The 22,738-nt window shown below is 66.7% G+C and carries 26 protein-coding genes; 19 read left to right on the top strand and 7 right to left on the bottom strand.

The features are described 5' to 3' along the window. Positions 1-156 precede the first annotated feature (156 nt). The 5 genes from L5G28_RS12520 (at position 157) to proB (ending at position 7,034) form a co-directional block, all read left to right on the top strand. Positions 157-3,429 (top strand): translation initiation factor IF-2 N-terminal domain-containing protein, encoded by a 3,273-nt coding sequence (locus L5G28_RS12520; protein WP_237001820.1) that lies wholly within the window; start codon positions 157-159, stop codon positions 3,427-3,429. Positions 3,430-3,631: 202 nt separating this feature from the next. Next, entirely contained in the window at positions 3,632-3,943 is a 312-nt protein-coding gene (gene rplU / locus L5G28_RS12515; RefSeq protein ID WP_236997489.1) for a 50S ribosomal protein L21, read from the top strand. Positions 3,944-3,979: 36 nt separating this feature from the next. After that, positions 3,980-4,243 (top strand): 50S ribosomal protein L27, encoded by a 264-nt coding sequence (rpmA, locus tag L5G28_RS12510; RefSeq protein ID WP_236997488.1) that lies wholly within the window; start codon positions 3,980-3,982, stop codon positions 4,241-4,243. Between the two features lie 186 nt (positions 4,244-4,429). Continuing rightward, entirely contained in the window at positions 4,430-5,926 is a 1,497-nt protein-coding gene (gene obgE, locus L5G28_RS12505) for a GTPase ObgE (protein ID WP_236997487.1), read from the top strand. Next, complete coding sequence (proB, locus tag L5G28_RS12500; protein WP_237001819.1) at positions 5,919-7,034, top strand: glutamate 5-kinase; 1,116 nt, start codon at positions 5,919-5,921, stop codon at positions 7,032-7,034. Before obgE ends, proB begins: the two co-directional genes overlap by 8 nt. An 88-nt stretch (positions 7,035-7,122) precedes the next feature. Here the strand turns inward: proB and L5G28_RS12495 are convergent, their stop codons facing one another. The 4 genes from L5G28_RS12495 to L5G28_RS12480 all read right to left on the bottom strand — a co-directional run bounded on the left by L5G28_RS12495 (position 7,123) and on the right by L5G28_RS12480 (position 10,405). Further along, positions 7,123-7,551 carry an ectoine synthase gene (locus L5G28_RS12495; RefSeq protein WP_236997485.1) on the bottom strand — a complete coding sequence of 143 codons (429 nt, stop codon included), beginning with the start codon at positions 7,549-7,551 and terminating at the stop codon, positions 7,123-7,125. Further along, entirely contained in the window at positions 7,548-8,819 is a 1,272-nt protein-coding gene (gene ectB, locus L5G28_RS12490) for a diaminobutyrate--2-oxoglutarate transaminase (protein WP_237001818.1), read from the bottom strand. The genes L5G28_RS12495 and ectB overlap by 4 nt, the downstream gene beginning before the upstream one ends. Before the next feature lie 34 nt (positions 8,820-8,853). After that, a complete protein-coding gene (gene ectA, locus L5G28_RS12485; protein WP_265742671.1) occupies positions 8,854-9,378 on the bottom strand; it encodes a diaminobutyrate acetyltransferase in 525 nt (174 codons plus the stop codon). A gap of 106 nt (positions 9,379-9,484) precedes the next feature. Further along, entirely contained in the window at positions 9,485-10,405 is a 921-nt protein-coding gene (locus tag L5G28_RS12480) for a Sir2 family NAD-dependent protein deacetylase (protein ID WP_237001817.1), read from the bottom strand. 71 nt (positions 10,406-10,476) lie between these two features. Between L5G28_RS12480 and rsmD the strand changes: the two genes are divergently transcribed. The 6 genes from rsmD to mutM all read left to right on the top strand — a co-directional run bounded on the left by rsmD (position 10,477) and on the right by mutM (position 14,665). Next, positions 10,477-11,037, top strand: coding sequence for a 16S rRNA (guanine(966)-N(2))-methyltransferase RsmD (gene rsmD, locus L5G28_RS12475; protein ID WP_237001816.1), 561 nt, complete (start codon positions 10,477-10,479; stop codon positions 11,035-11,037). Then, positions 11,034-11,522 carry a pantetheine-phosphate adenylyltransferase gene (gene coaD / locus L5G28_RS12470; RefSeq protein WP_237001815.1) on the top strand — a complete coding sequence of 163 codons (489 nt, stop codon included), beginning with the start codon at positions 11,034-11,036 and terminating at the stop codon, positions 11,520-11,522. Before rsmD ends, coaD begins: the two co-directional genes overlap by 4 nt. Positions 11,523-11,652: 130 nt before the next feature. Further along, positions 11,653-12,447, top strand: coding sequence for a DivIVA domain-containing protein (locus L5G28_RS12465; protein ID WP_236997480.1), 795 nt, complete (start codon positions 11,653-11,655; stop codon positions 12,445-12,447). A gap of 34 nt (positions 12,448-12,481) precedes the next feature. After that, the gene (locus L5G28_RS12460; RefSeq protein WP_237001814.1) at positions 12,482-13,048 is read left to right on the top strand and encodes a YceD family protein; all 567 of its coding nucleotides are present in this window, start codon (positions 12,482-12,484) and stop codon (positions 13,046-13,048) included. Continuing rightward, a complete protein-coding gene (gene rnc / locus L5G28_RS12455; RefSeq protein ID WP_236997478.1) occupies positions 13,045-13,788 on the top strand; it encodes a ribonuclease III in 744 nt (247 codons plus the stop codon). The genes L5G28_RS12460 and rnc overlap by 4 nt, the downstream gene beginning before the upstream one ends. A 7-nt stretch (positions 13,789-13,795) precedes the next feature. Then, positions 13,796-14,665: a bifunctional DNA-formamidopyrimidine glycosylase/DNA-(apurinic or apyrimidinic site) lyase gene (mutM, locus tag L5G28_RS12450; protein ID WP_237001813.1), complete on the top strand. Its 870-nt coding sequence runs from the start codon at positions 13,796-13,798 to the stop codon at positions 14,663-14,665. Between the two features lie 317 nt (positions 14,666-14,982). Here mutM and L5G28_RS12445 read toward each other — a convergent pair whose 3' ends face one another. Continuing rightward, positions 14,983-15,234 carry a hypothetical protein gene (locus L5G28_RS12445; RefSeq protein ID WP_237001812.1) on the bottom strand — a complete coding sequence of 84 codons (252 nt, stop codon included), beginning with the start codon at positions 15,232-15,234 and terminating at the stop codon, positions 14,983-14,985. A 44-nt stretch (positions 15,235-15,278) separates the two neighbouring features. Here L5G28_RS12445 and L5G28_RS12440 point away from each other — a divergent pair, with 44 nt between their 5' ends. Genes L5G28_RS12440 through L5G28_RS12425 form a run of 4 tightly spaced genes read left to right on the top strand, consistent with a single transcriptional unit; the run spans position 15,279 to position 16,048 of the window. Continuing rightward, on the top strand, positions 15,279-15,608 hold the full coding sequence (locus L5G28_RS12440) for a nucleotidyltransferase family protein (protein WP_237001811.1): 330 nt from the start codon (positions 15,279-15,281) through the stop codon (positions 15,606-15,608). Next, positions 15,605-15,757: a hypothetical protein gene (locus tag L5G28_RS12435; RefSeq protein ID WP_237001810.1), complete on the top strand. Its 153-nt coding sequence runs from the start codon at positions 15,605-15,607 to the stop codon at positions 15,755-15,757. Before L5G28_RS12440 ends, L5G28_RS12435 begins: the two co-directional genes overlap by 4 nt. Further along, positions 15,754-15,939 carry a HepT-like ribonuclease domain-containing protein gene (locus tag L5G28_RS12430; protein ID WP_237001809.1) on the top strand — a complete coding sequence of 62 codons (186 nt, stop codon included), beginning with the start codon at positions 15,754-15,756 and terminating at the stop codon, positions 15,937-15,939. Before L5G28_RS12435 ends, L5G28_RS12430 begins: the two co-directional genes overlap by 4 nt. After that, positions 15,863-16,048 (top strand): zinc finger domain-containing protein, encoded by a 186-nt coding sequence (locus L5G28_RS12425; RefSeq protein WP_308191976.1) that lies wholly within the window; start codon positions 15,863-15,865, stop codon positions 16,046-16,048. Before L5G28_RS12430 ends, L5G28_RS12425 begins: the two co-directional genes overlap by 77 nt. A gap of 449 nt (positions 16,049-16,497) precedes the next feature. Here L5G28_RS12425 and L5G28_RS12420 read toward each other — a convergent pair whose 3' ends face one another. Both L5G28_RS12420 and L5G28_RS12415 read right to left on the bottom strand, forming a co-directional pair. Then, on the bottom strand, positions 16,498-16,875 hold the full coding sequence (locus L5G28_RS12420; RefSeq protein WP_237001807.1) for a DUF6841 family protein: 378 nt from the start codon (positions 16,873-16,875) through the stop codon (positions 16,498-16,500). Positions 16,876-16,889: 14 nt separating this feature from the next. Continuing rightward, positions 16,890-18,362 carry an MFS transporter gene (locus tag L5G28_RS12415; RefSeq protein WP_237001806.1) on the bottom strand — a complete coding sequence of 491 codons (1,473 nt, stop codon included), beginning with the start codon at positions 18,360-18,362 and terminating at the stop codon, positions 16,890-16,892. Between the two features lie 102 nt (positions 18,363-18,464). On the opposite strand from L5G28_RS12415, the gene L5G28_RS12410 reads away from it, so the two are divergent. The 4 genes from L5G28_RS12410 (at position 18,465) to L5G28_RS12395 (ending at position 21,987) form a co-directional block, all read left to right on the top strand. After that, positions 18,465-19,178, top strand: a complete 714-nt coding sequence (locus L5G28_RS12410; protein ID WP_237001805.1) for a TetR/AcrR family transcriptional regulator — start codon at positions 18,465-18,467, stop codon at positions 19,176-19,178. Positions 19,179-19,209: 31 nt separating this feature from the next. Continuing rightward, entirely contained in the window at positions 19,210-20,562 is a 1,353-nt protein-coding gene (locus L5G28_RS12405; RefSeq protein ID WP_237001804.1) for an FAD-binding oxidoreductase, read from the top strand. A gap of 145 nt (positions 20,563-20,707) precedes the next feature. Next, complete coding sequence (locus tag L5G28_RS12400; protein ID WP_237001803.1) at positions 20,708-21,178, top strand: DUF1801 domain-containing protein; 471 nt, start codon at positions 20,708-20,710, stop codon at positions 21,176-21,178. Then, a complete protein-coding gene (locus L5G28_RS12395; RefSeq protein WP_237001802.1) occupies positions 21,175-21,987 on the top strand; it encodes a VOC family protein in 813 nt (270 codons plus the stop codon). The genes L5G28_RS12400 and L5G28_RS12395 overlap by 4 nt, the downstream gene beginning before the upstream one ends. Positions 21,988-22,738: the final 751 nt, after the last annotated feature.

The following is a 22,738-nucleotide window of genomic DNA, read 5'->3' as shown; positions in this document are numbered from 1 at the left end:
GTGGTCGTCTGGCGAACCGCCACCGCAAGGCGTCGAACTTGAGACGCGAAGACCACACAACACCCGGTCAGACTTGACCGGCACACATTGAGAAGGCCCTCGCGTGGCCGCGTCGTACAGCTCGTTCGACGCGCCCGGGGGTCTCAAGGAGACCACGTGACCGATAACGGGTCGCCGGTGAACGCCGATTCGGCGCATCTCACGGCGGAAGACATTCCCCTCCGACTCCGCGTGCACGCACTCGCCCGACTGCTGGGTTCCACCAGCCGGGACGTGCTGGGGCACCTCGGAGAGTTGGGGGTGACGGCGCGCACCGCGCAGTCGTCGATTTCACGAGACGACGCGATGCTCGTCGCGGCGCGCTACGGTGCCGTCGCAGACGACGACGCTCCCGCCGCGCCTGCAGCAGACGCTCCAGCCGGGCGCACGTCAGCAGACCCCAAGCCGTCGCTGTTCTCGGCCGTCGAGGTCGTCGAACCCACCGCGTCCGCGTCCGCGGGCGAAACCGCGGCTCCGCTGTTCCTCTCGGCGGGTTCGGAGGCCGCGAAGAAGGCCGAACAGGCCAAGAAGTCTGAGCCTGCGGCGAAGAAGGACGAGCCTGAAGCCGAGACCGACGCGGCGACGAGCTCCGGCCAGAAACCCGAAGCCCAGAAAGCCGGGGCCCAGAAAGCCGAAGCCCAGAAAGCCGGGGCCAAGAAAGCCGGAGCCAAGAAGTCCGGTTCGAAGAAGGCTGACGACAACAAGTCCGACGACAACAAGTCAGGCGCGGAAAAGTCAGGCCCCGAGAAGTCAGCCGAGAAGACGTCCGACGGTAAGAAGACCGCGAGCAAGAAGGCCGGCGGTAACAAGAGCGCGGCGAAGACGACGGGCGACGAGTCCGTCGAGACCCAGGCAGTGGATGCACCTCCGGCCACGGAGGCCACCGACATCGCCGACGCTCACGCGGGCGAGGATGCGGATGGAAGCCACGAGTCCGCTGACTCGGACAGCGATGACGCCTCGTCCTCCGATTCCCGGTCACGTCGACGTCGCCGTGGACGCCGCGGCCGCGGTCGCGGTCGCGGAGATCAGGCCGACGGCGGCGAGCAGGGCGACACCGACGATGAGCAGAACGGGCCGTCGCACGGCGCGAACGACTCGTCAGCAGACGGCGCACCTGACGACAAGCAGACCGGCGACAAGCAGGCAGGCGACAAGCACGCCGGGGACAAGCACGCCGGCGGCAAGCAGGCCGGGGAGAAGAAGTCCGGCGAGGACGCGACAGACGAGGCGGACGACGACTCGTCCGACGACGCGAACCCGTCGAGCAAGCGCCGCCGTCGCCGTCGTCGGCGCCGCGGCGCGGGCGACACCGACGACGCGACCGTGGACGATCCGCCGAACACTGTCGTCCATGAACGTGAACCACGCACCAAGCGCGTCCGCGACGAGGTGCAGGGCATCTCCGGGTCGACCCGTCTGGAAGCGAAGCGTCAGCGTCGTCGTGACGGCCGCGACGCGGGACGTCGCCGCCCACCGATCCTGACCGAGTCGGAGTTCCTCGCCCGCCGCGAGGCGGTCGAGCGCGTCATGGTGATCCGTGAGCGCAGTGCGAACGCCGCGGTCGCGTCGCACGACGCGCATTCGGCTCCGACCGAGGACTACACCCAGGTCGCCGTTCTCGAGGACGGCGTCCTCGTCGAGCACTTCGTCACCACGGAGACCTCGCAGTCGATGGTCGGCAACATCTATCTCGGCCGCGTCCAGAACGTGCTCCCCGGTATGGAGGCTGCATTCGTCGACATCGGTCGCGGCCGCAACGGCGTCCTGTACGCCGGTGAGGTCAACTGGGAGGCTGCCGGGCTCGACGGGCGGTCCCGCAAGATCGAGCAGGCGCTCAAGCCGGGCGACTATGTTCTGGTCCAGGTCAGCAAGGACCCGGTCGGACACAAAGGCGCCCGTCTGACGACGCAGATCTCGCTCGCCGGACGGTACCTGGTGTACGTGCCGGGCGGCTCGTCGACCGGCATCAGCCGCAAACTGCCGGACACCGAGCGCAAGCGTCTCAAGCAGATCCTCTCCAAGGTCGTTCCCGACGGTGCGGGCGTCATCATTCGGACCGCCTCCGAGGGCGTCAGCGAGGACGAGCTCGCCGCCGACGTCGCGCGCCTGGAGTCGCAGTGGAAGCGGATCGAGTCCGCTGCCGCCGAGTACAAGAAGAAGGCGTCCGGCGCACCGCACGCCCTCTACGAGGAGCCGGACCTTCTCGTCCGCGTGGTCCGCGACCTGTTCAACGAAGACTTCAGCAAGCTCGTCGTCGAGGGTGACAAGGCGTGGAAGCTCGTCTCCGGGTACGTCCGCGACGTCGCACCCGACCTGTTCGAGCGTGTCGACGAGTTCACCAAGCCGCACGCCGATGCACCCGACTCGTTCGATGTGCACCGCATCGATGAGCAACTGGCGAAGGCGCTCGACCGCAAGGTCTGGCTGCCGTCGGGCGGCACGCTGATCATCGAGCACACCGAGGCGATGACCGTCGTCGACGTCAACACCGGCAAGTTCACCGGTTCGGGCGGCAACCTCGAAGAGACCGTCACCCGCAACAACCTGGAGGCGGCCGAGGAGATCGTCCGCCAGATGCGTTTGCGCGACATCGGCGGCATGATCATCGTCGACTTCATCGACATGGTCCTCGAGAGCAACCGCGACCTGGTCCTGCGACGGCTCACCGAAGCGCTCGGTCGAGACCGGACTCGCCACCAGGTGTCGGAGGTGACGTCGCTCGGGCTCGTGCAGATGACCCGCAAGCGTCTGGGCACCGGCCTGCTCGAAGCCTTCTCGACGACGTGCACCGCATGCGCCGGGCGAGGCGTCATCGTGCACGCCAACCCGGTCGAGGTCCGTCAGTCCGACGATGGCTCGCGTTCGGATGCGGGAAGCCGACGGTCGCGTCGCAAGAAGGGGAGCGGCCGTTCGGAGACGACCGCGCCCTCGACGCCGGAGCAGCCGAAGTCGGCGGCTCCGCACAAGCCCGCAGCCGAGCACCCGCTGTTCCGCGCGATGGCCCACCACGAGGACGACGAGGCGGCAGACGAGGGCAAGCGGGACGAGACGCATACCCGCCAGAAGGACGCCGACACGACGTCCGGCCCCCGGGGTAAGGCGCCAGAACCAGCGAAGACACCGGAGCCGGAGAAGACACCGGAGCCGGCGAAGGTCGCAGCCGGCGAACCCGAGCCCGCGCCTGTCGCGACGGTGACACGTCGCCGTCGCGCCGTACGGCGCACGTCTGCGCCGACGTCGGTGGCGCCGGAGCCGGTCACGGTGACCACGGCCGAGCCGGTGACGACCGTCGCGGCGCAGACCGCGGAACCAGTCGTCGCCGTCACACGAACGCCTCGGCGGCGTACCGGGCGACGTGCCGCCGGACCTCCGCCGTCGGAGCAGTGACACGCCATCGGACCAGTTTGACCCGATAGGCTGCGGTCCCGTAGCCTTGACAAGTCGCCTTCCGTAGACGCGCGCTGCTGTGCGCGCATGGCGCGGAAGTTGCTTCGAGGGTTTCTCGGAGTTGCAGCACACCAAAGATTCGCTGATGAGCAGGACTGGCCTGCGGATTCGGCCCTATGAGACGAGTAAGAGGACAGCGGGAATGGCAACGTACGCGATCGTCAAGACCGGCGGTAAGCAGTACAAGGTCGCCGAGGGCGACATTGTGAAGGTCGAGAAGATCGACGCCGAGCAGGGTAGCGCCGTGTCGCTGCCGGTGGCGCTGGTCGTCGACGGTGCGAACCTCACCACCGATGCTGACAAGCTTGCAGGCAAGTCGGTCGATGCAGAGATCCTCGAGCACGTGAAGGGCCCGAAGATCCGCATCCACAAGTTCAAGAACAAGACCGGCTACCACAAGCGCCAGGGACACCGTCAGAACCTGACGGTTCTCAAGGTCACCGGCATCAAGTAGCCCACACTTTTTCTCGATTCCCAGGAGGAATGAACCATGGCACACAAGAAGGGTGCATCCAGCTCGCGCAACGGTCGCGATTCGAATGCTCAGCGACTCGGCGTGAAGCGTTTCGGCGGCCAGGTCGTCAGCGCCGGTGAGATCCTGGTCCGCCAGCGCGGAACCAAGTTCCACCCGGGCGTCGGCGTCGGCCGCGGCGGCGACGACACGCTGTTCGCTCTTGAGTCGGGCGCTGTCGAGTTCGGCAGCAAGCGCGGTCGCAAGACCGTGAACATTGTTCCGGAGCCGGCCTCGGTCTGAGACCCGGTCGAACTGGTAACAACTCAGCTCTGCAGCAGGGCGGGTCAGGGTCATCGAGAACCCCGACCCGCCCTGCTTCGTTTTATAGGCCAAGTCTGGGTTCTTTAACGGCCAAGTCTGGTTCTCTAATGGCCGGTTCTGGTTCTCTAACGGCCAAGTCTTGGTTCTCTAATGGAAGGAGACGCCGTGTCGCGCTTCGTCGACCGCGTCAAGATCGATGTCGTCGCCGGTAACGGTGGGCACGGTTGCTCGTCGGTTCACCGCGAGAAGTTCAAGCCGCTCGGTGGGCCGGACGGCGGCAACGGCGGCAACGGCGGCGACGTCCGCTTGGTCGTCGACCCGCAGGTGCACACGCTGCTCGACTTCCACTTTCGTCCGCACGCCCGAGGCACCAACGGTGGTACCGGCGAAGGCGGGCACCGCAGCGGCTCCAGCGGCACCGAACTCGTCCTCCCCGTCCCCGACGGGACCGTCGTGCTCGACGACAAGGGGAACATTCTCGCCGACATGGTCGGCGAAGGCACCGAGTTCATTGCGGCCCAGGGCGGGCGAGGTGGTCTCGGTAATGCGGCGCTCGCGTCGAGAGCGCGCCGCGCCCCCGGGTTCGCGCTGCTCGGCGAGCCCGGCGAGGAACGTGAACTCGTCCTCGAACTCAAGTCCGTCGCCGATGTCGGTCTCGTCGGCTTCCCGTCGGCGGGCAAGTCGTCGCTCGTCTCGGTCCTGTCGGCGGCGAAGCCGAAGATCGCCGACTACCCGTTCACCACTCTGACGCCGAACCTCGGGGTGGTCACCGCGGGCGCGGAAGTGTTCACGGTCGCCGATGTGCCCGGCCTGATCCCGGGCGCCTCGGAGGGACGCGGCCTCGGGTTGGAGTTCCTGCGCCACCTGGAACGGTGCGCGGTCCTCGCGCACGTCGTCGACTGCGCGACCCTCGATCCCGGCCGTGACCCCGTGTCGGACATCGACGCGCTCGAGGCCGAACTCGCCGCCTACCGGCCCGCGCTCGACGTCGACCACTCGCTGGGCGATCTCGCGAACCGTCCCCGGATCGTCGTCCTCAACAAGGTCGACATCCCGGAGGCCGACGAACTCGCCGACCTCGTGGAAGCAGACATCGCCGAACGCGGTTGGCCGGTGTTCCGGGTATCTGCCGTCGCACACAAGGGCCTGCAGGAGTTGACGTTCGCGCTCGCCGAGATGGTCCGCGAGTACCGCGCCGCGCACGCCAAACCGGTGGCTCGTCGACAGGTGATCCGGCCGAAGGCCGTCGACCACGGCGAGTTCACCGTCGTCGCGGACCCGGCCAATGACGGCGGATTCATCGTCCGCGGCGAACGCCCGGAACGCTGGATCCGGCAGACGCAGTTCGACAACGACGAGGCCGTCGGCTATCTGGCAGACCGTCTTAACCGTCTCGGGGTGGAGGCCGCGCTGGTCAAGAAGGGCGCGAAACCTGGTGCGGCGGTCACGATCGCAGGGGTCACGTTCGATTGGGAGCCGACGGCTCCGACTGGCGCCGAGGTCCCGCTCACCGGCCGAGGGACCGACGCCCGACTCGACCGTCCCGACCGTGTCGGCGCCGCTGAACGCAAGGTCGCCCGCTCGATGCGTCGTCAGCGCCCAGACGACGAGCAGGAGGAGTCTCTCGGTTGGGACGACGACACGCTCGACGACGATGAGTGAGCTTCGCAATGTCATAGCGTCCGCGCGCAGCATCGTCGTGAAGATCGGCTCGTCCGCGGTCACCGACCTGGAGACGGGTCTCGACCGGGACCGGCTCGACGCGCTCGTGGACGCGCTGGAAGACCGGATGCGGGCGGGTTCGGACGTGGTCGTTGTGTCGTCCGGCGCGATCGGCGCCGGGATCGCGCCACTCGGTCTGCGTAAACGACCGAGCGACCTCGCGACGAAGCAGGCGGCCGCCAGTGTCGGTCAGTTGGCGCTCGCGCATGCGTGGGGGACCTCGTTCACCCGGTACGACCGCGTCGTCGGCCAAGTGCTGCTGACCGCCGACGACTTCTCCAACCGTGTGCACCACGCGAACGCGCAACGCACCCTCGACCGGTTGCGGTCGCTGCATGCCGTGGCCGTCGTCAACGAGAACGACACGGTCGCGACCAACGAGATCCGGTTCGGCGACAACGACCGGCTCGCCGCGCTCGTGGCGCACCTGGTGAGTGCGGACGCGCTGCTGCTGCTGTCGGACGTCGACGGGCTGTACACGGGCGATCCGCGTCGACCTGGCCCGGACGGTGAGCCCGCCCGACTGATCGAACAGGTCGACGGCCCTGACGACCTCGACGGCGTGATCGCCGGGTCAGGCGGCGCCCTCGGTACCGGCGGAATGGCGTCCAAACTCGCTGCTGCGCGCCTCGCGTCCGATTCGGGTGTGCCAGTGCTGCTGGCGTCGGCAGCCGACGCCAGCGCGGCGTTGCGCGACGCGAGCGTCGGCACAGTGTTCGCCGCGCGGCCTGAACGACTGTCGGCCCGACGGTTCTGGGTCCGGCACGCCGCGCAAGCGCACGGACGTCTGGTCCTCGACGACGGCGCCGTCACTGCGGTCTGTCTGCGACGTCGCTCCCTGCTCGCTGCGGGGGTCGTGGAGGCGGTCGGCAACTTCTCGTCGGGCGACGTCGTTGACCTCGTCGATCTCGCCGGCCGAACCCGGGGTCGGGGAGTGGTCGGCTACGACGCCGACGACGTCGCCCGGATGATCGGGAAGTCGACCGACGACCTTCCGCCCGACCTACAGCGCCCCATCATCCACGCCGACCACTTGGTCCCGGTGTAGGGGGTCTCGCCAAACGACTTCGGCACTTTCTTTCGGCGTACAGCCGAAAGAAAGTGCCGAAGTCGTTAGAGCTTTAGCCGCCGATGCCTCAGGCGCGGTGCCGACCGGGATCGGACTCACGCGGCGGGACCTCGACGAGCGGGTAGACGCCGTTCTCGTCGTGGACCTCGGTGCCGACGACGGGCGGGTTGAAGACGCAGAGCATGCGCAGCTGGGTCTTCGCCGTGACCGTGTGGCGGTCGTACTTGTCCATCATGTACATGGTTCCCTCGGCGAGGGGGTAGGTGATGCCCGTCTCGCGGTCGAGGAGTTCGCCCTCGCCCTCCACGAGCCAGACGGCTTCGATGTGGTTGGCGTAGTGGAACTCGTTGACCGAACCGGCCTTGATGGTGGTCTCGTGGAACGAGAAGCCGACGTGGTCACCACCGAGCACGATCCGCTTCGAGACCCAGTTGCCGTGCGGGTCTGCGACCTCGCGGTCGGTGCCGGTGATTTCCTTGGTGGTGCGAACGATCATCGGAGTACCTCCTCGACGGATGCGGTCAGAATGTCCATGCCCTGGTCCAGCTCGTCGTCGCTGAGCGTCAGGGGCGGCAGAAGCTTGATGACCTCGTCGGACGGCCCCGAGGTCTCGGCCAGCATGCCGTTGTCGAATGCCATGGCGCAGGCCTTGCCCGCCTTCTCGGGATCATCGAACGCGAGGCCCTGGATCATGCCGCGGCCGCGACGCTTGATGCCCTCGTTGCGCTGGCTCAGCTCCTCGAAGCGGTCAGCGATCCGCTGACCCTTCCTCTTGGTCTCTTCGGCGAAGGCGCCGTCGGACCAGTAGTTGTCGATGGCGGCCTTGGCCGTCACGAAGGACGGGTTGTTGCCGCGGAAGGTGCCGTTGTGCTCGCCCGGCTCCCAGACATCGAGTTCACGACGGAAGAGAGTCAGTGCCATCGGCAGGCCGTAGCCGCCGATCGACTTCGACAGCGTGACGATGTCCGGCGTGATGCCCGACTCTTCGAAGGAGAAGAAGTCGCCGGTGCGGCCGCAGCCCATCTGGACGTCGTCGACGATCAACAGCATGTCCTGGCGCTTGCACAGCTCGGCCAGGCCCTGGAGCCACTCGGCGCGAGCGACGTTGACGCCGCCCTCGCCCTGAACGGTTTCGACGATGACGGCTGCGGGGTGATTGAGACCGCTGCCCTCGTCGTTCAGGACGCGCTCGAACCAGCTGAAGTCCTCGTGGGCGCCGCCCATGTAGTTGTCGAACGGCATCGGGGTCGAGTGGACCAGGGGGATGCCCGCGCCTGCGCGCTTCATCGCGTTGCCGGTGACCGACAGCGAACCGAGGGTCATGCCGTGGAAAGCGTTCGTGAAGTTCACGATGGCTTCGCGGCCGGTGACTTTGCGCGCCAACTTCAGCGCGGACTCGACGGCGTTGGTGCCGGTGGGGCCGGGAAACTGGACCACATAGTCCAGGTCGCGAGGGGCCAGGATCTTGGTGGCGAAGGCCTCCAGGAACTCGCTCTTGGCGACGGTGTTCATGTCGAGACCGTGCGTGATGCCATCACGCGATATGTAGTCGATCAGGGCTTCCTTGAACTTCGGGTTGTTGTGCCCGTAGTTCAGCGCACCGGCTCCGGCGAAGAAGTCAAGGTAGCGATTACCGTCGACATCGGTGATCCAACTGCCCTTGGCAGTGTCGAACATCGCCGGCCAGTTGCGGCAGTAGGAGCGGACTTGGGATTCGTACTTGGCGAAGGTGTCTTCAGCCTCTGCGCTATTCTGCGTCGTCATCTTGAATTGTCCTTACTTTTTGTCGGCGTCGTCTTTAGTCGGACGCCGGCGAAAGCCGGTACAGGTCTTCCGGCTCGTGCGAATCGCCGAACAGTTCGGCCTTGAGGAAGGGCTCGCGGGTGAACTCCAAACCGAGTTCTCGGGCGACGCCGGCGAAGAGAGCCTGCGACGCCTCGTTATCGGGGCTGATCGTCGTGTGGATCGCGGTCACGCCCGATCCGGTGTTGCGCTTGAACAGCTCACGCAACATGGTTCCGGCGATCCGCTTACCGCGCTGATCGGAGTCGACCGCGACCTGCCACACCATCAGGGCGTCATCTGCCCGTGGTCGGCGGTACCCGGTGACGAAGCCTACAACCCTCTCCTCTACTACGGCGACGATGGAGGTTTCGGAGAAATCTTCGCCCCACAACACGTAGGCGTAGCTCGAATTCACGTCGAGTACCTGCGAGTCGCGGGCGATTTCCCACATTCTGATTCCATCGGTCGCCCGTGGCCGCCGGTAGGCGACACCGTGGTGGTCCTTCAGGTCGAACGTGATCTCTGTTTGCGGGTTCATGACTTGATCGAGGCTAACGAGCCACCAAGACGATGTCACCCGCACGGTCGATGGGCCGTCGGGATGTCCGATCTTTGTGCAGTTCATCGATACGATGTGTGATAAATCACAGTAACGTCAAATGTTTGTATTCCGAGGCGGCCTCGGTGACCGACATGTCCGCTATGAGTGGCAGGATGATCTCGCATCGGTGATCGACCTTGATGGCGGCGAAGCGGTCCCCGCGCGTGCCCCCGCGATTGACGATCACGATCGGTTTGCCTGCGTCGGCCGCGCGGCGGACAAACCGCAGTCCCGACATCACCGTCAACGACGATCCGGCGACTATCATCGCGTCCGCGTCATCGACCATCGCGTATGCCCGGTCGGTCACCTCGCGCGGCACTGTCTCGCCGAAGTAGACGATGTCGGGTTTCAGGGTGCCGCCGCAGTCGGTGCAGTCGACCATGACGAACCCCGCGGTGTCGTGCAGAACCGCGTCCGCGTCGGGCGCGACTTCGATCGCCCCCGCACTACGCACCTGATCGGCGAATCCGGGGTTGGCGTCCTCGAGGCGTTCGGCGAGGCGATGTCGGGACGTCCGGACGCCGCAGTCGAGGCAGATCACTCGGCCGTACGAGCCGTGCAGGTCGAGGACGGGGCGCGAGCCTGCCTTCATGTGGAGCATGTCGACGTTCTGAGTGATGACTCCGGTCACCGCGCCCGCGAGTTGCATGTCGGTGATGGCGTCGTGGGCGGCGTTCGGTGTCGCGGCGTCCATGTGGCGCCACCCGAGGTGGTTGCGCGCCCAGTAGTGGCGTCGGAAGTCGGCGGAAGAGCGGAACTGGTCGATCGTCATCGGGTTGCGCGGGGTGGCGTCCGGGCTCCGATAGTCGGGGATTCCGGATGGGGTCGACACTCCAGCCCCGGTGAGTACGACGGCGCGTCGCCCGTCGAGCGTTTGCGCGACCTGGTCGGCGCGGACGACGGGATCGGCGTCGGCGACGGTCGGTGGAGCCGGTGTCCAAGCATTGACGCGCATCCGCATGCCACGACGATACGGCCGTCCACAGGTTGGGGTTCCCGGGTAGTGGTTCCCAGATAGGATGGCTCTCCGATATGACCAGAATTATCGCCGGAGAGTTCGGGGGGCGTCGGCTTGCGGTCCCCGCCGAGTCCACCCGCCCCACGTCCGACCGGGTTCGTGAGGCCGTCTTCTCGATGCTGGGCGCCCGCGCAGACCTCGACGGCCTGCGCGTCGTCGACCTGTACGCGGGTACCGGCGCGCTCGGTATCGAAGCCGTGTCGAGAGGGGCGGCGTCGGCGGTGCTCGTCGAAGCTGACCGCCGCGCAGCCAGAGTGGTGCGCGACAACGTCGCGATCTGCCGGGCTGGCGACCGTGTACGGGTGGTGGATCGGACCGTCGAATCGTTCCTCACGGCGGCGGCCGGACCGTTCGATCTGGTTTTCATCGATCCGCCCTACGATCTGTCGTCCGACGACGTCGCCGCGGTCCTGGCGCTGGTGCTTCCCGCGTTGACCGACGGCGCGTGGGTCGTCGTCGAGCGCGGATCACGGAGCGTCGCGGTTGACCTGCCGGACGGCCTCGAAGCCGTGGCGGACAAGAAGTACGGCGATTCGAGAGTGCAACTCGCGCAACGGGTAGATTCGCCGTCATGAGTGCTGCCGTGTGCCCCGGATCGTACGACCCGTTCACGCTTGGCCACCGGTTCGTCGTCGAGCGGACGGCCGCTCGCTTCGACCGTGTGGTCGTCGCGGTGGTGGTCAATCCCAACAAGCAGGGGATGTTCTCCATCGATGAGCGGATCGACCTGATCCGGCGTGACTGTGCCGACCTGTCGAATGTCGACGTGCGGAGTTGGTCGGGTCTGCTCGTCGATCTGCTCCGCGACGACGAGGCGCCCACCATCGTGAAAGGCCTGCGGTCGGCGACCGACTTCGCCTACGAGACGCCGATGGCGCAGATGAATCGTGAGCTCGCCGACGCCGAGACGCTGTTCATGCTCACCGACCCGAAGTTCGCGCACGTGTCGAGTTCGCTTGTGAAAGAGGTCGCCAAGCTCGGCGGTGACGTCACTCCTTACCTCGCACCGCACATCCACTCCGCGCTTAGCGACAAGCTCGACGGGGTCCACGAGATCTAACCCCGACACGCCGACGGAACCTCTCCAGTCACAGGCGCAACATCCGGCACAATGGCATCAAAGACGTCGAGGCCATAAAGATCTCGAGGCCCCAATGATCTCGAGGCCACTGTGCCGGATCGGAGTTACTGTGTACCGCGTATTCGAAGCGCTGGACGAGCTCGTCGCTCTCGTGGAAGAGGCGCGCACCGTCCCGATGACCGCAGGCTGCCTCATCCCTCGTGGTGACGTGCTGGAGTTGCTCGACGACCTGCGCGATGCGCTGCCCGCCGAGCTCGACGACGCCCAGGATGTGTTGGACGAGCGCGACACTCTCGTCAGCAACGCTCGCGAGACGTCGGACAAGCTGATCTCCGGAGCCGAGAACGACTCCGAGGTGATGTTGGCGCATGCCAAGGCGGAGTCGGATCGACTGCTCGCTGAAGCCGAGGCCAAGGCGGAGCGCATCGTCGGCGAGGCAGGCGTCCACGCGCAGCAGACCGTCGACGCCGCCGCCGAGGAAGCACATCGGCTGGAAGCCAGCGCGAACCGCGAGTTCGAGGCGGTCACCGGTCGGGCACGCTCGGAGGCTTCCCGCGCCGTCGAAGCTGGCGATGCGAGCTACCACAAGTCGGTCGCCGACGGCATCGCCGAACAGCAGCGACTGGTCTCCGACTCGGAGATCGTGGCCGCGGCCAAGAGCGAGGCCGAGCGCATCGTCGACGCGGCGCACGCCGAGTCGGATCGTCTGCGCGGCGAATGCGACGTCTACGTCGACGACAAGCTCGCCGACTTCGAGGACATCCTCACCGGCACCTTGCGCTCGGTGAATCGCGGACGCCAGCAGTTGCGCACCGGTGCGGGCATGCACGATTACGTCGAGTATCCGCACAGCGTCGACGTCGCTCACGACGACGACCGCAGCCCTGCGCCGATGGCGGGCTGACCCCGGCTTGAGCACTCGCGTAAAATCGTTGATCGTGAGTGTTAAGCCCTTCGTCATCGACATCCGCAGCGTGCCGCGCCGTGCCGGCTCGCTAGTCGAGGTCGACCGCACAGTTGTGACGCCAGACCGTATCGGAGCCGAGATGATCGGCATCCCAGCCGATTCCGAGGTCCAACTCGATCTGCGTCTGGAGTCGGTCACCGAGGGCGTACTTGTCTCGGGGACGGTCAGCGCGCCGACGGCAGGCCAGTGTGGCCGTTGTCTCGATGCGCTCGACGATTCGGTCTCGGTGTACCTGACCGAACTGTTCGCGTACCCCGACTCCGAGACGGACAAGACCAGCGACGAGGAAGACGTCGAGCGGATCGTCGACGAAGAAGTCGACCTCGAGCAGACGATCATCGACGCGATCGCCACCGAGCTCCCGCTGTCGCCGGTGTGTAGTCCGGACTGCCCCGGCCTGTGCCACGTGTGCGGTGTGCGGCTGGCCGACGCCGAACCCGACCACGGTCACGACATCATCGATCCGCGCTGGGCGAAGCTCGCCGACAAGCTCGTCGAGCCGGCGCCGGAAGACCCGGACGCGGACGGGCGCTCATGAGCAAGCGTCCCGACCCGTCGGTCCTGCTCGACGCGCTCGGCGTCGAGATCAGCCCGGAACTGTTGACGCTGGCGTTGACGCACCGTTCGTACGCGTACGAGAACGGCGGTCTCCCCACCAACGAGCGTCTCGAGTTCCTCGGCGACGCGGTGCTCGGGGTCGTCGTCACCGAACGTCTGTATCTGGGGTTCCCTGACCGGCCCGAGGGCGAGCTCGCAAAGATCCGGGCGAGCGTCGTCAACATGCACGCGCTGGCCAGTGTCGCCCGCGACCTCGGCGAAGGTGGCCTGGGCGCACACATCTACCTCGGGCGTGGCGAGGAGCTGACCGGCGGCCGCGACAAGGAATCGATTCTGGCGGACGGCCTCGAGTCGGTGTTCGGCGCGCTCTTCCTCGATCACGGCATCGAGACCGCCAAGCGGGTCATCATGAACCTGTTCGAGCCGATCATCGCCCGCGCGGGTGAGCTCGGCGCCGGCCTGGACTGGAAGACATCGCTCCAGGAGTTGTCGGCCGAGAAGGGCGCCGGGCAACCGCAGTATCAGATCACCTCCACCGGGCCCGACCACGACAAGGAGTTCACGGCGGTCGCCGTCGTCGCCGGTCGGGAACTGGGCGAGGGGACCGGACGGACCAAGAAGGAAGCCGAGCAGAATTCAGCGGCTCTCGCCTGGCGCGCGCTGAACGACGCGAAGGATTTCGTCGGCCGCTCCGACGATGCCGCGGCGGCGAGCAGCTAGCACTCCCGTGCCTGAACTCCCCGAGGTCGAGACGATCCGGTCCGGCCTGGCGCCGCACGTCACCGGCCGACGGATCGCCGGTGTCTCCGTGCTCCACCCGCGCGCCGTCCGCCGGCACGTCGGCGGTGCCACCGACCTGGAGAGCCGGTTGCGCGGCAAGCGATTCGACGCTGTCGAACGTCGCGGCAAATACCTCTGGCTGACCGGGGCCGACGCGTCCGACGAGGTCGCCGTCGTCGTCCATCTCGGCATGAGCGGTCAGTTGCTGATCAGCGATCCGGACGTCCCGCACCAGAAGCACCTGCGAATCCGCGTCACGCTCGACAATGGGCGTGAGGTGCGATTCGTCGATCAGCGCACGTTCGGCGGCTGGCACGTCGACGACCTCGTGGCGGTCGGCGGGCGGGACCTGCCGGAGTCGGTGGCGCACATCGCACCCGACCCGTTCGAGGACGCGTTCGACCCCGACCGGGTCGTCGGGGTGCTGCGCCGCAAGGAGACCGAGGTCAAACGTGCGATCCTCGACCAGACGGTGGTCTCCGGGATCGGGAACATCTACGCGGACGAGTCGTTGTGGCGTGCCCGGGTGCACGGCGCGCAGAAGACCAACCGGACGTCCATGCCGCGGCTGCGTGGCGTGCTCGACGCGGCGAGCGAGGTGATGGCCGCAGCCGTCGAGGTGGGCGGCACGTCGTTCGACGCACTGTATGTGAACGTCAACGGGCAGTCGGGCTACTTCTCCCGCGAGTTGAACGTCTATGGGCGTTCGGGGCAGCCGTGCAAGCGCTGCGGCTCCCTGATCGTGCGCGAGCGCTTCATGAACCGCTCCAGTTACTATTGTCCGAAGTGTCAGCGCAGACCGCGGACCAGGACGTAGACGACTGCTCACTCGGCTCTGCAAGTGCGCAGAGCAGACTCACCTCAACGCACGTGTTCTCCGAGAGCGTGAATGGGCGTTGGTGGAAGTCGCCGCGGCCAGGATTGGGCTGGGTGAGGTGATCAACACGACTCCGTGCGTCACAGCAGCCCGATCACGACGGACATCGCTAGGAACATGGCGAGCTGATAGCTCGGAGATCCCCATGGTGAGTCCGACGGCGGTCACGAATGGTCATGCGAATGATCATTCGCATGACCATTCGATGGGGATTCGACTCGCACTCGAGGTCCCGCTGCACCGGAGCGCTGCAGATCTCAACCCTTCTTGGCGATGCTGAAGCTCTCCGCCGAGCATTCCCTGAAACGCACTGAGCCGCGCCTCCTTTGACCAGCATCCAGCATGCGCAGTCGCCGGTCGAAGTCGATGACGTTCTCTGCGTGCCTCAGCGTCGCGCCCACCGTGTGGTCGCAGAGAATTCGGATCTGCGCGTCGGAACGAGAACCAGGCAGATGCATGGTGAGGTCAAGGGCGAAGATCTGGCGGCTCGTCGATGAGGCGGTGGCCACCGGATCCTGGCTGCGACGGGGCGCGTTGCCGGTATCCTGAAGGCATGCCGAAGACCGTCGTGACGCTCGAGACGCTCGCCGTGCGCGAGCTCATCGAGGAGCGCCGAGGCGAGTTTCAGGCGCTGCTGGTCAAGTACGGTGCGACCAATCCGAAGCTCTTCGGCTCCGTCGCTCGTGGCACCGCGCACTCTGACTCCGACATCGACATCCTCGTCGAGATGGATCCCGAAGACGGCAATCTCCTCATGCGGGCCTCCGGGCTGATGGAGGAAACGCGGGCACTGTTCGGTCGCGACGACATCGACGTGTTCCCGCGGCAGTTGCTCAAGCACCCGATCTCGGCCTCCGCCCTCGTCGACGCGGTCGCGTTGTGAGCCGCGACGTCGGCCAGCGCGTCACTGACGTCCTGGTGGCCGTCGAGCGGTGCCGTCGGTATGTCGGCGCTCTTGACGGCGATGGGGATGTCGTGGAGATGGCCGAGGACGCGATCGAGCGCAACCTGCAGTCATCGGCGAGGCCGTGAACCATCTCCCGGCGGAGATCACCGACGCGCACCCGGAGATCGGCTGGCCACAGATCCGAGGCTTCCGCAACATCCTCGTCCATCAGTACTTCGGGGTCGACGTCGATGTTGTCCGCGATGTCGTCGACACCTACCTCCCGCCGCTCGCCGAGGCGCTGCGGAACCACGTCGCCGAGGACTGATCCGACCCAGAACGTGCACACATGTCCACGGTGCGAGGCCCTGGTCGCACGGGAAACGTTCATGAACCGATCGAGTCATTTCTGCCCGGTCTGCCAGCGAAGACGCTAGACGTTTCTCTTCCGTGCACGCCGAGTTCGTTCGGCGGCCATGCACGACGCGACCGGCGAACTTGATCGTCGTGGCCTTGCCTCGGGCTGCTGCACGTTATGTATGGTGAGTGCCATCGCCGTGGATGCTGGGCCGCAGGCCGACGTTCTCGCCTGTCAGCGGGTCAAACCGATCTGCCGACGCCAGAACGGCGTCGTCAGCAATGTCTCGGCGATGCCTGTGCTGCGAAGGTTCATCGCGGACCGAGAGCTGACTAGCGCGCGAGGCTGGCGATGCCAACTAACGCAGGGAGAGCTCGTCTCGAGGACCGTCTGCGTTACGGGTCGTCCGGAGCGGTGATCAGCGCCTCGGCGGTCCCGTGGGCGTCCTGGACGGCGGCTGTCGAACTCGACCTGGACGCCTGCGGCCTGGACTCAGATCCCGAGATCGATGGAGCCCGAGCGCGAGGCCTACTGAAGCTCCTCCTCGATGAGAGGCGTCAGCACCGCGATCCGCCAACCGTCTGAGGTCTGGACGAGCTGGTAGATGTATTGCTCAGCCAGCGTGCCGTCGTAGGACCAGCTGACCTCGACCCAGGAACTGTGGCCGGTCTCAGCAACCGTCCTCACGGCAGGCGTGACGTTCTCGACGTCTTCGTACTGGGCGAAGGAGGCCGCGAAGAACTGTTCGGTCTGAGAGGAGTCGGAGACGGCCACGGCCTGGCCGGGGAATTCGACAAGGGCCGGTACGGCGTAGAGGTCTGCGATCGCCTTCGAGTCTCGTGCGAGCATCGCGGCCGCGTAGGCGTCGAAGAACTGCTGGGGGTCGAGCTTCTCGTGGGTGTTCATCGTTGTGTTCCTCTCTATCGGGAGCCGTGAGTCGGCTCGGTCTGGTGCTCGGGAAGCGGATGGTGGTCGGCGTCATGTTTCGTGCGTCGCAGCAGGATGCCGGCGAGGATCGCCGCGGCGACGAGGATCCCGGCGCTGACGGCCAGGGCGGTGGTGTATCCGTGAATAATGGCCCCGTCGTCGCTCGCCGTTCTCGTGGCTTGGTACGCGGTGCTGGAGACGACGGCGACAGTGTTGAGCAGAGCGACGCCGATCGCGGCACCGAGCTGTTGGGAGGCGTTGTAAGCCGCCGATGCAGCCCCGATCTCGTGGGCGGCGACGCCCTCGGTGGCCGTGCTCGCGGTCGCGGTGATCACCAGTCCCATCCCCAGGCCGGTCAGCACCATGGCGGGCACCAGGTAGATGGTCAGGACATTCGTCGACCCGGCGTCGAGGAACGTGAGGATGACCAGCCCGGCCGCAGCAGCGAGGAGCCCGGACACCACCAGGGTTGCCGGTGAGATGCGGCCGAGGAGCCGCCCGGCGATGACCATCGATCCAAGCAGCGCGGCGACGGCGTGGATGAGCAGTACGAGGCCGGCGTTCAGCGGCGAGTAGCCCAACTGGGCCTGCATGTAGTAGCTCATGAACAGGTAGAAGCCGAACATCGCCAGGAACATCAGCGCGATCGCGATGAACGAGCCGGCGCGGGCCCGGTTCGTGAGGATCATCAGCGGGAGGATCGGGTTGGGCACGGTGCGCTCGACGAAGACGAACGCGACGAGCAGGGCGAGGCCGCCGCCGATCAGGGCGGTCACGACGGACACCGAGACCTGCTGGCCGTCGAGCTGGCTGATGCCGATCACGATCGCGGCAATGCCGCCGGCACTGAGCAGCGCACCGAAGACGTCGATGCGACCGGACTGCTTGACTCCCGGCGTCCGCGGGATGAGGGCGGCACCGATGGCGACGAGCACGGCGATCGGGACATTGATGTACAGGCACCAGCGCCAGCTGGCGAAGTCAGTCAACGCTCCGCCCAAGAGTAGACCGATCGCGGACCCGGCCGCGCCGACGGCGGCGAAGACGCCGAACGCCCGGCCCCGTTCCCTGGCCTCGGTGAACGTCATCGCGAGCAGCGACAGCGCAGCGGGTGCCAGCAAAGCGGCGAACGCCCCCTGGAGTGCACGAGCAGCGATCAGCACTTCGGCGTTCCAAGCCAGTCCACCGATCAAGGACGGGACCGCGAAACCGAGCAGTCCAATGACGAATGCGCGTCGGTGCCCGATCGCACTGCTGATGCGGCCGCCGATCAGCAGTAGGCCCCCGAACGTCAGCAAGTAGGCGGTGATGACCCAATGCCGATTCGCCTCGCCGAACCCCAGATCGGCGTCGGCCGAGGGCAGGGCGATATTGACGATGGTGCCATCGAGGACCACCAGCAACTGTGCCAGCGCCACCAGTACCAGCGTCCACCAGCGCCCCGTCGATTCCTTGTGTTCTTCCATGCTCAGCTCTCGTCTCCCTAACAGTGATCATGGCTCCCGAACAGTGTTAGTCTAAGCTAGCAGGACACCGGGACCCGGTGACGAACCAAGGAGAGCGATCGGATGCCAGAACCCCGAGGAGGCCACGCGGAGGCGTCGAATGTGTGGCTGCGCCCGCAGCGCAGCCGGCGCGGCGAGCCACCGGTCACCAGCGAGAGAATCGTCGAAGTCGCCGTCGAAATCCTCGACGCCGGCGGACTCGAGGCACTCACCATGCGGCGTGTGGCCGAGCAACTCGGCGTCGTTGCTCCGTCGCTGTACTGGCATGTCAAGACCAAGGACGACATCATCGACCTCGCCGTCGACCACGCGTTCGCCGAGACCGACGCCCCCACCGCAGCACAACACGACGATTGGCGGACCTGCATCGAGGCCATCGCCCTCGCGTGGCGGGCGACCCTGGTCGACCATCCGTGGGTGGCACCGGTGGCGGCGTCGCGTCCCAGCTTTGGCCCGAGCTACCTCGATCAGCTGGAGTTGGTCATGTCGACCCTGCACCGTGCCGGTTTGGACGGCGCTGAGCTGTCGGCGGCGATGTGGACGCTGCACAATCTGATCTTCGGCTCGGCCTCGACCGAGGCGACGTTGAACATCAGCGACCACGACCGTGAGGTCGGGCAAGCCCTGTTGCAGGAGCACGCGGACCGCTACCCGACGCTGTCCGGCCACCGGTATCTCGATGACGATGACTGGCTCGGCGACTTCACCAGAGGCCTGGCCTATTTCCTTGACGGACTCAAGCTCCGCATCCGCGCCCAGCCGGAACCCACCTCATAAACACGGACCCCACTTGGAGAGGAGAACGACCATGAGCCAGCAAGACGTTGCGTCGATTCGCCGAATCCGCGGCCCCATCACAGCGGGGGACGGTGGAGCGGAGCCGGACTGCATGCAGACTGCCGTCACGGTCCGCCCCGAACTGTCGGTCGAGCCGCTCGACAGCGACGACGTCGTCCGCGCGGTCGGCCATGCCGCCGAGCAGCGGATGCCGCTGTCCGTGTCCAGCACCGGGCATGGTGCAACGTCATTCACCGGCGGCCTGCTCATCCGCACCCACCGGATGTCGGAGATCAGGATCGACCCGGCGGCTCGGACGGCCGAGATCGGGCCTGGTGCCACCTGGGGGCAGGTCACGGCGGCGGCTGCGCGGCACGGTCTGGCCCCGCTCAGCGGCACCGCCGGCACGGTCGGGGCCGTGGGCTACACCCTCGGCGGCGGAATCTCACCCCTGTCACGGGCATTCGGCTATGCCGCCGACTACCTCGTCGATCTCGACATCGTCACACCCGACGGACGCCTGCGGCACGTCAGTGCCGAGGACGAACCGGACCTGTTCTGGGCCGCCCGAGGGGGCGGAGCCCAGCTCGGCGTCGTCACCCGCATGACCTGCCGCCTCCTTCCCATAGGCCAGGTGTGGGCCGGGGCCTTGCCGGTCGTCGGCGACGACTGGGCCGAGACTGCTGATCGGTTCGCGACCTGGTCGGCGAGCCTCCCCGACCACACGGGTGCTTTCCTGTCGCTGAAGGCCTTCCCCGACCTGCCGAGCCTGCCCGAGGTCATCCGCGGCAAGCGGACCGCGTCGATCTACGTGACATCGCTGGGCACCGAGACCGAGGCAGCCGAGCAGGTCAAGGCCCTCGGCGGGCTCGTGGACGATTCCGCTCGTCTCGCTCCGACCCCGCCGGCTGCGTTGGCGGACGTGTTTCGTGAGCCGACCGGGCCGCACGCGTTCCAGGGCGACGCCATGGCGACGTCGGGCATCAACGCAGAAGCACTGATTTCTCGCCGGGTCGAGCTGGAGGCCGAGGATAGGCCACAGTTTGTGTTCATCCACCGCCTCGGCGGGGCGATGAGAACTGCGCCCGACGGAGGTTCTTCGATCGGCAACCGTGAGGCTGAGTACCTCGCCAGGATCATCACAGGCCCGAGTCCTTCGGACGATCCAGTGACGATCGCGGAGGAGCAGGACCGACTACTGCGGTCGCTGAGCACCGAACCCTCCGGGCGCGTGCTCAACTTCCTTTTCGGCGACAACCAGAACGTCGCCCGCACCCGGGACTGCTACGCGCCCGACGACCTGAGCAGACTCACGGGCATCACCGTACGCGTGGACCCGGACCGACTGCTCAGACCGGCCCGAGGACGACTCGATGACGTATGAACGCATCGACTGCCAGCACCGGGCGTGATCGCTACCCACTGATTGTCGCTCGTGAAGGGTCCTTCAGGAATCGAGAAGTACCACGACCAGGCTCCCCATAGCCTCGAAGCACCTGAGTTCACACCCACCAGAAGAGAAGAGAGAAATGACTGAGAAGACAGCCCATCCCGATCCCCATGCCGATGGCGACACGATGTCTGCGCAGGAGCGCGCCGCGATCAAGGAACGCGCCGCGGAGCTCAAGGCCCAGGGCCGCGCCGGCAAGGCCGCCGAGAAAGCCGCTGCCAACGAGGCGGCCCTGCTGGCGAAGATCGCGGAGATGCCCGAGCCCGACCGCGGCCTCGCTGAGCGGGTGCACGCCATCGTCGCCGCGTGCGCCCCAGACCTGGAGCCGAAGCTGTACTACGGCCAGCCCGGCTACGCGAGGAAGGGCAAGGTGCTGTGCTTCTTCCGCAGCGGCCAGGGCGACAAGGAGCGGTACTCCACGTTCGGATTCAGCGTCCAAGCCGACCTCGACGACACCAGCGGACTCTGGGCGACCTCCTACGCGCTGACCGAACCGACCGAGGCCGCCTGGGCCGAACTGGAGTCGCTGATCAGGAAGGCCGCCCAGTGAACGAGCAGACCCGCCACACCGACACGACTCTTGCCCTGGACGTCGTTACCCTCGCAGGCGACGTCTCCGCATCCAAGGACTTCTACGCCGCAGCCTTCAGCCCGCTGAGGACCGAGAGCGCCGGGACCGTCGAGGTGGACATGCACGGTACAGGCCGCTTCGAACTCGCTCCGACGACTGCCGGAGTGGCACCCGAGGTCGCGTCATCGCCGTTCCCGGGATACGTCGTCACCTACGCGCTGGCCCAGCCGTCCGAGGTGCAGGCAGTGATGGACGCCGCCGCCCACGCTGGCGCACAAGTGCTCAAGCCGGCCAAGAAGGCCCTGTTCGGATCGTTCTCCGGATCCTTCCGAGCCCCCGACGGCTCGATCTGGAAGGTCGCCGCGGACTCCAACAAGAACAAGGAGCCGGCCGCAGCGGCTCCTCGGCCCACTGAGATCAGCATCATCCTCGGCGTCAAAGACCCCAAGGCATCGCGGACGTTCTACCAGGCACTGGGATTGAAAACTGATCGTGACTACGGGAACAAGTACATCGATTTCCAGCCCGCCGATAATGCGGTACGTCTCTGCCTGATGCAGCGGAACGTCCTGGCCAAGGACGTTGGCATCAACGACCCCGGCGACGGCACCGGGGGACTCACACTGAGCCACCGCGCCGAAACCAGCGAGGACATCGACCAGCTCATATCTACTGCCGAATCCGCCGGCGGCCGCTCCGCAACGCCGCAAGCGCACCATGCCGGGTCGGGCTCGGGCCACTTCGCGGACCCGGACGACTTCCGCTGGAATCTGTCGACCTCGAAATGATGGGAGTGGTCCGTGGTTCTGCAGCCACGCGACGTCGCGACGCTGTACGACGCCTCGCGCCCCGGCTGGTCCGAACTCTCCAGATCGCGCCCTATCGTGACCCGGATCTGGTCACCTCCCGAACAGGACTATCCCGCACCGGCCATCCTGCTCTCCCATGGAACCGGGGGAGCTGCCGAGGACCTCGATTGGCTCGCCGAGCCCTTGAACGCGGCGGGCTATCTCGTGGCCGCGGGGTTCTCACTCGGCGGGTACACCGTCGCTGCGCTCCTGGGCGCACGGATCGATCAGGCCGTAACCCAAGCGGTCTTCCAGGGTGCGCTGCCGGCACCCGAGGTACCTGAGTTCCCTGATCTGGTTGCCACGCTGTGCGCCAGCTACTCCGACGAGCAGCTCGCTGCGATCGTCAGGGAGGGCGCGCAGAGCGTTGCCGATCCACGGATCCGCGCCGGCTTCGCCATCGCGCCGGCCATCGGCCGGATGCTCGACACCGGCAGCCTCGAGTCGATGACCACACCCTTTCGAGTTCGGTGGGGCGAGGCCGACGACATCGCCCCGCCCGAGGACAACGCCCTCGTCTACCTGGACGCCATCCCCACGGCGACCGGTGAGCGGCGGCCCAGGCGTCGGCCACTACGACTTCAGGACCGAGAACGACGACCCGCACAGAGTCAGGCCGAGTGTCGCTGCAGATGCGCGCAGATTCTTCGACTCGGTCCTCGGGGCCAGCTGACACCAGCCTATGAATTCC

The sequence above is a fragment of the Gordonia liuliyuniae genome (genome assembly GCF_021739025.1).
In the GTDB taxonomy this organism is placed as follows: domain Bacteria; phylum Actinomycetota; class Actinomycetes; order Mycobacteriales; family Mycobacteriaceae; genus Gordonia; species Gordonia liuliyuniae.
Note: the sequence above shows the minus strand (reverse complement) of the source record. Positions and strands in the feature narration are given on the sequence as shown.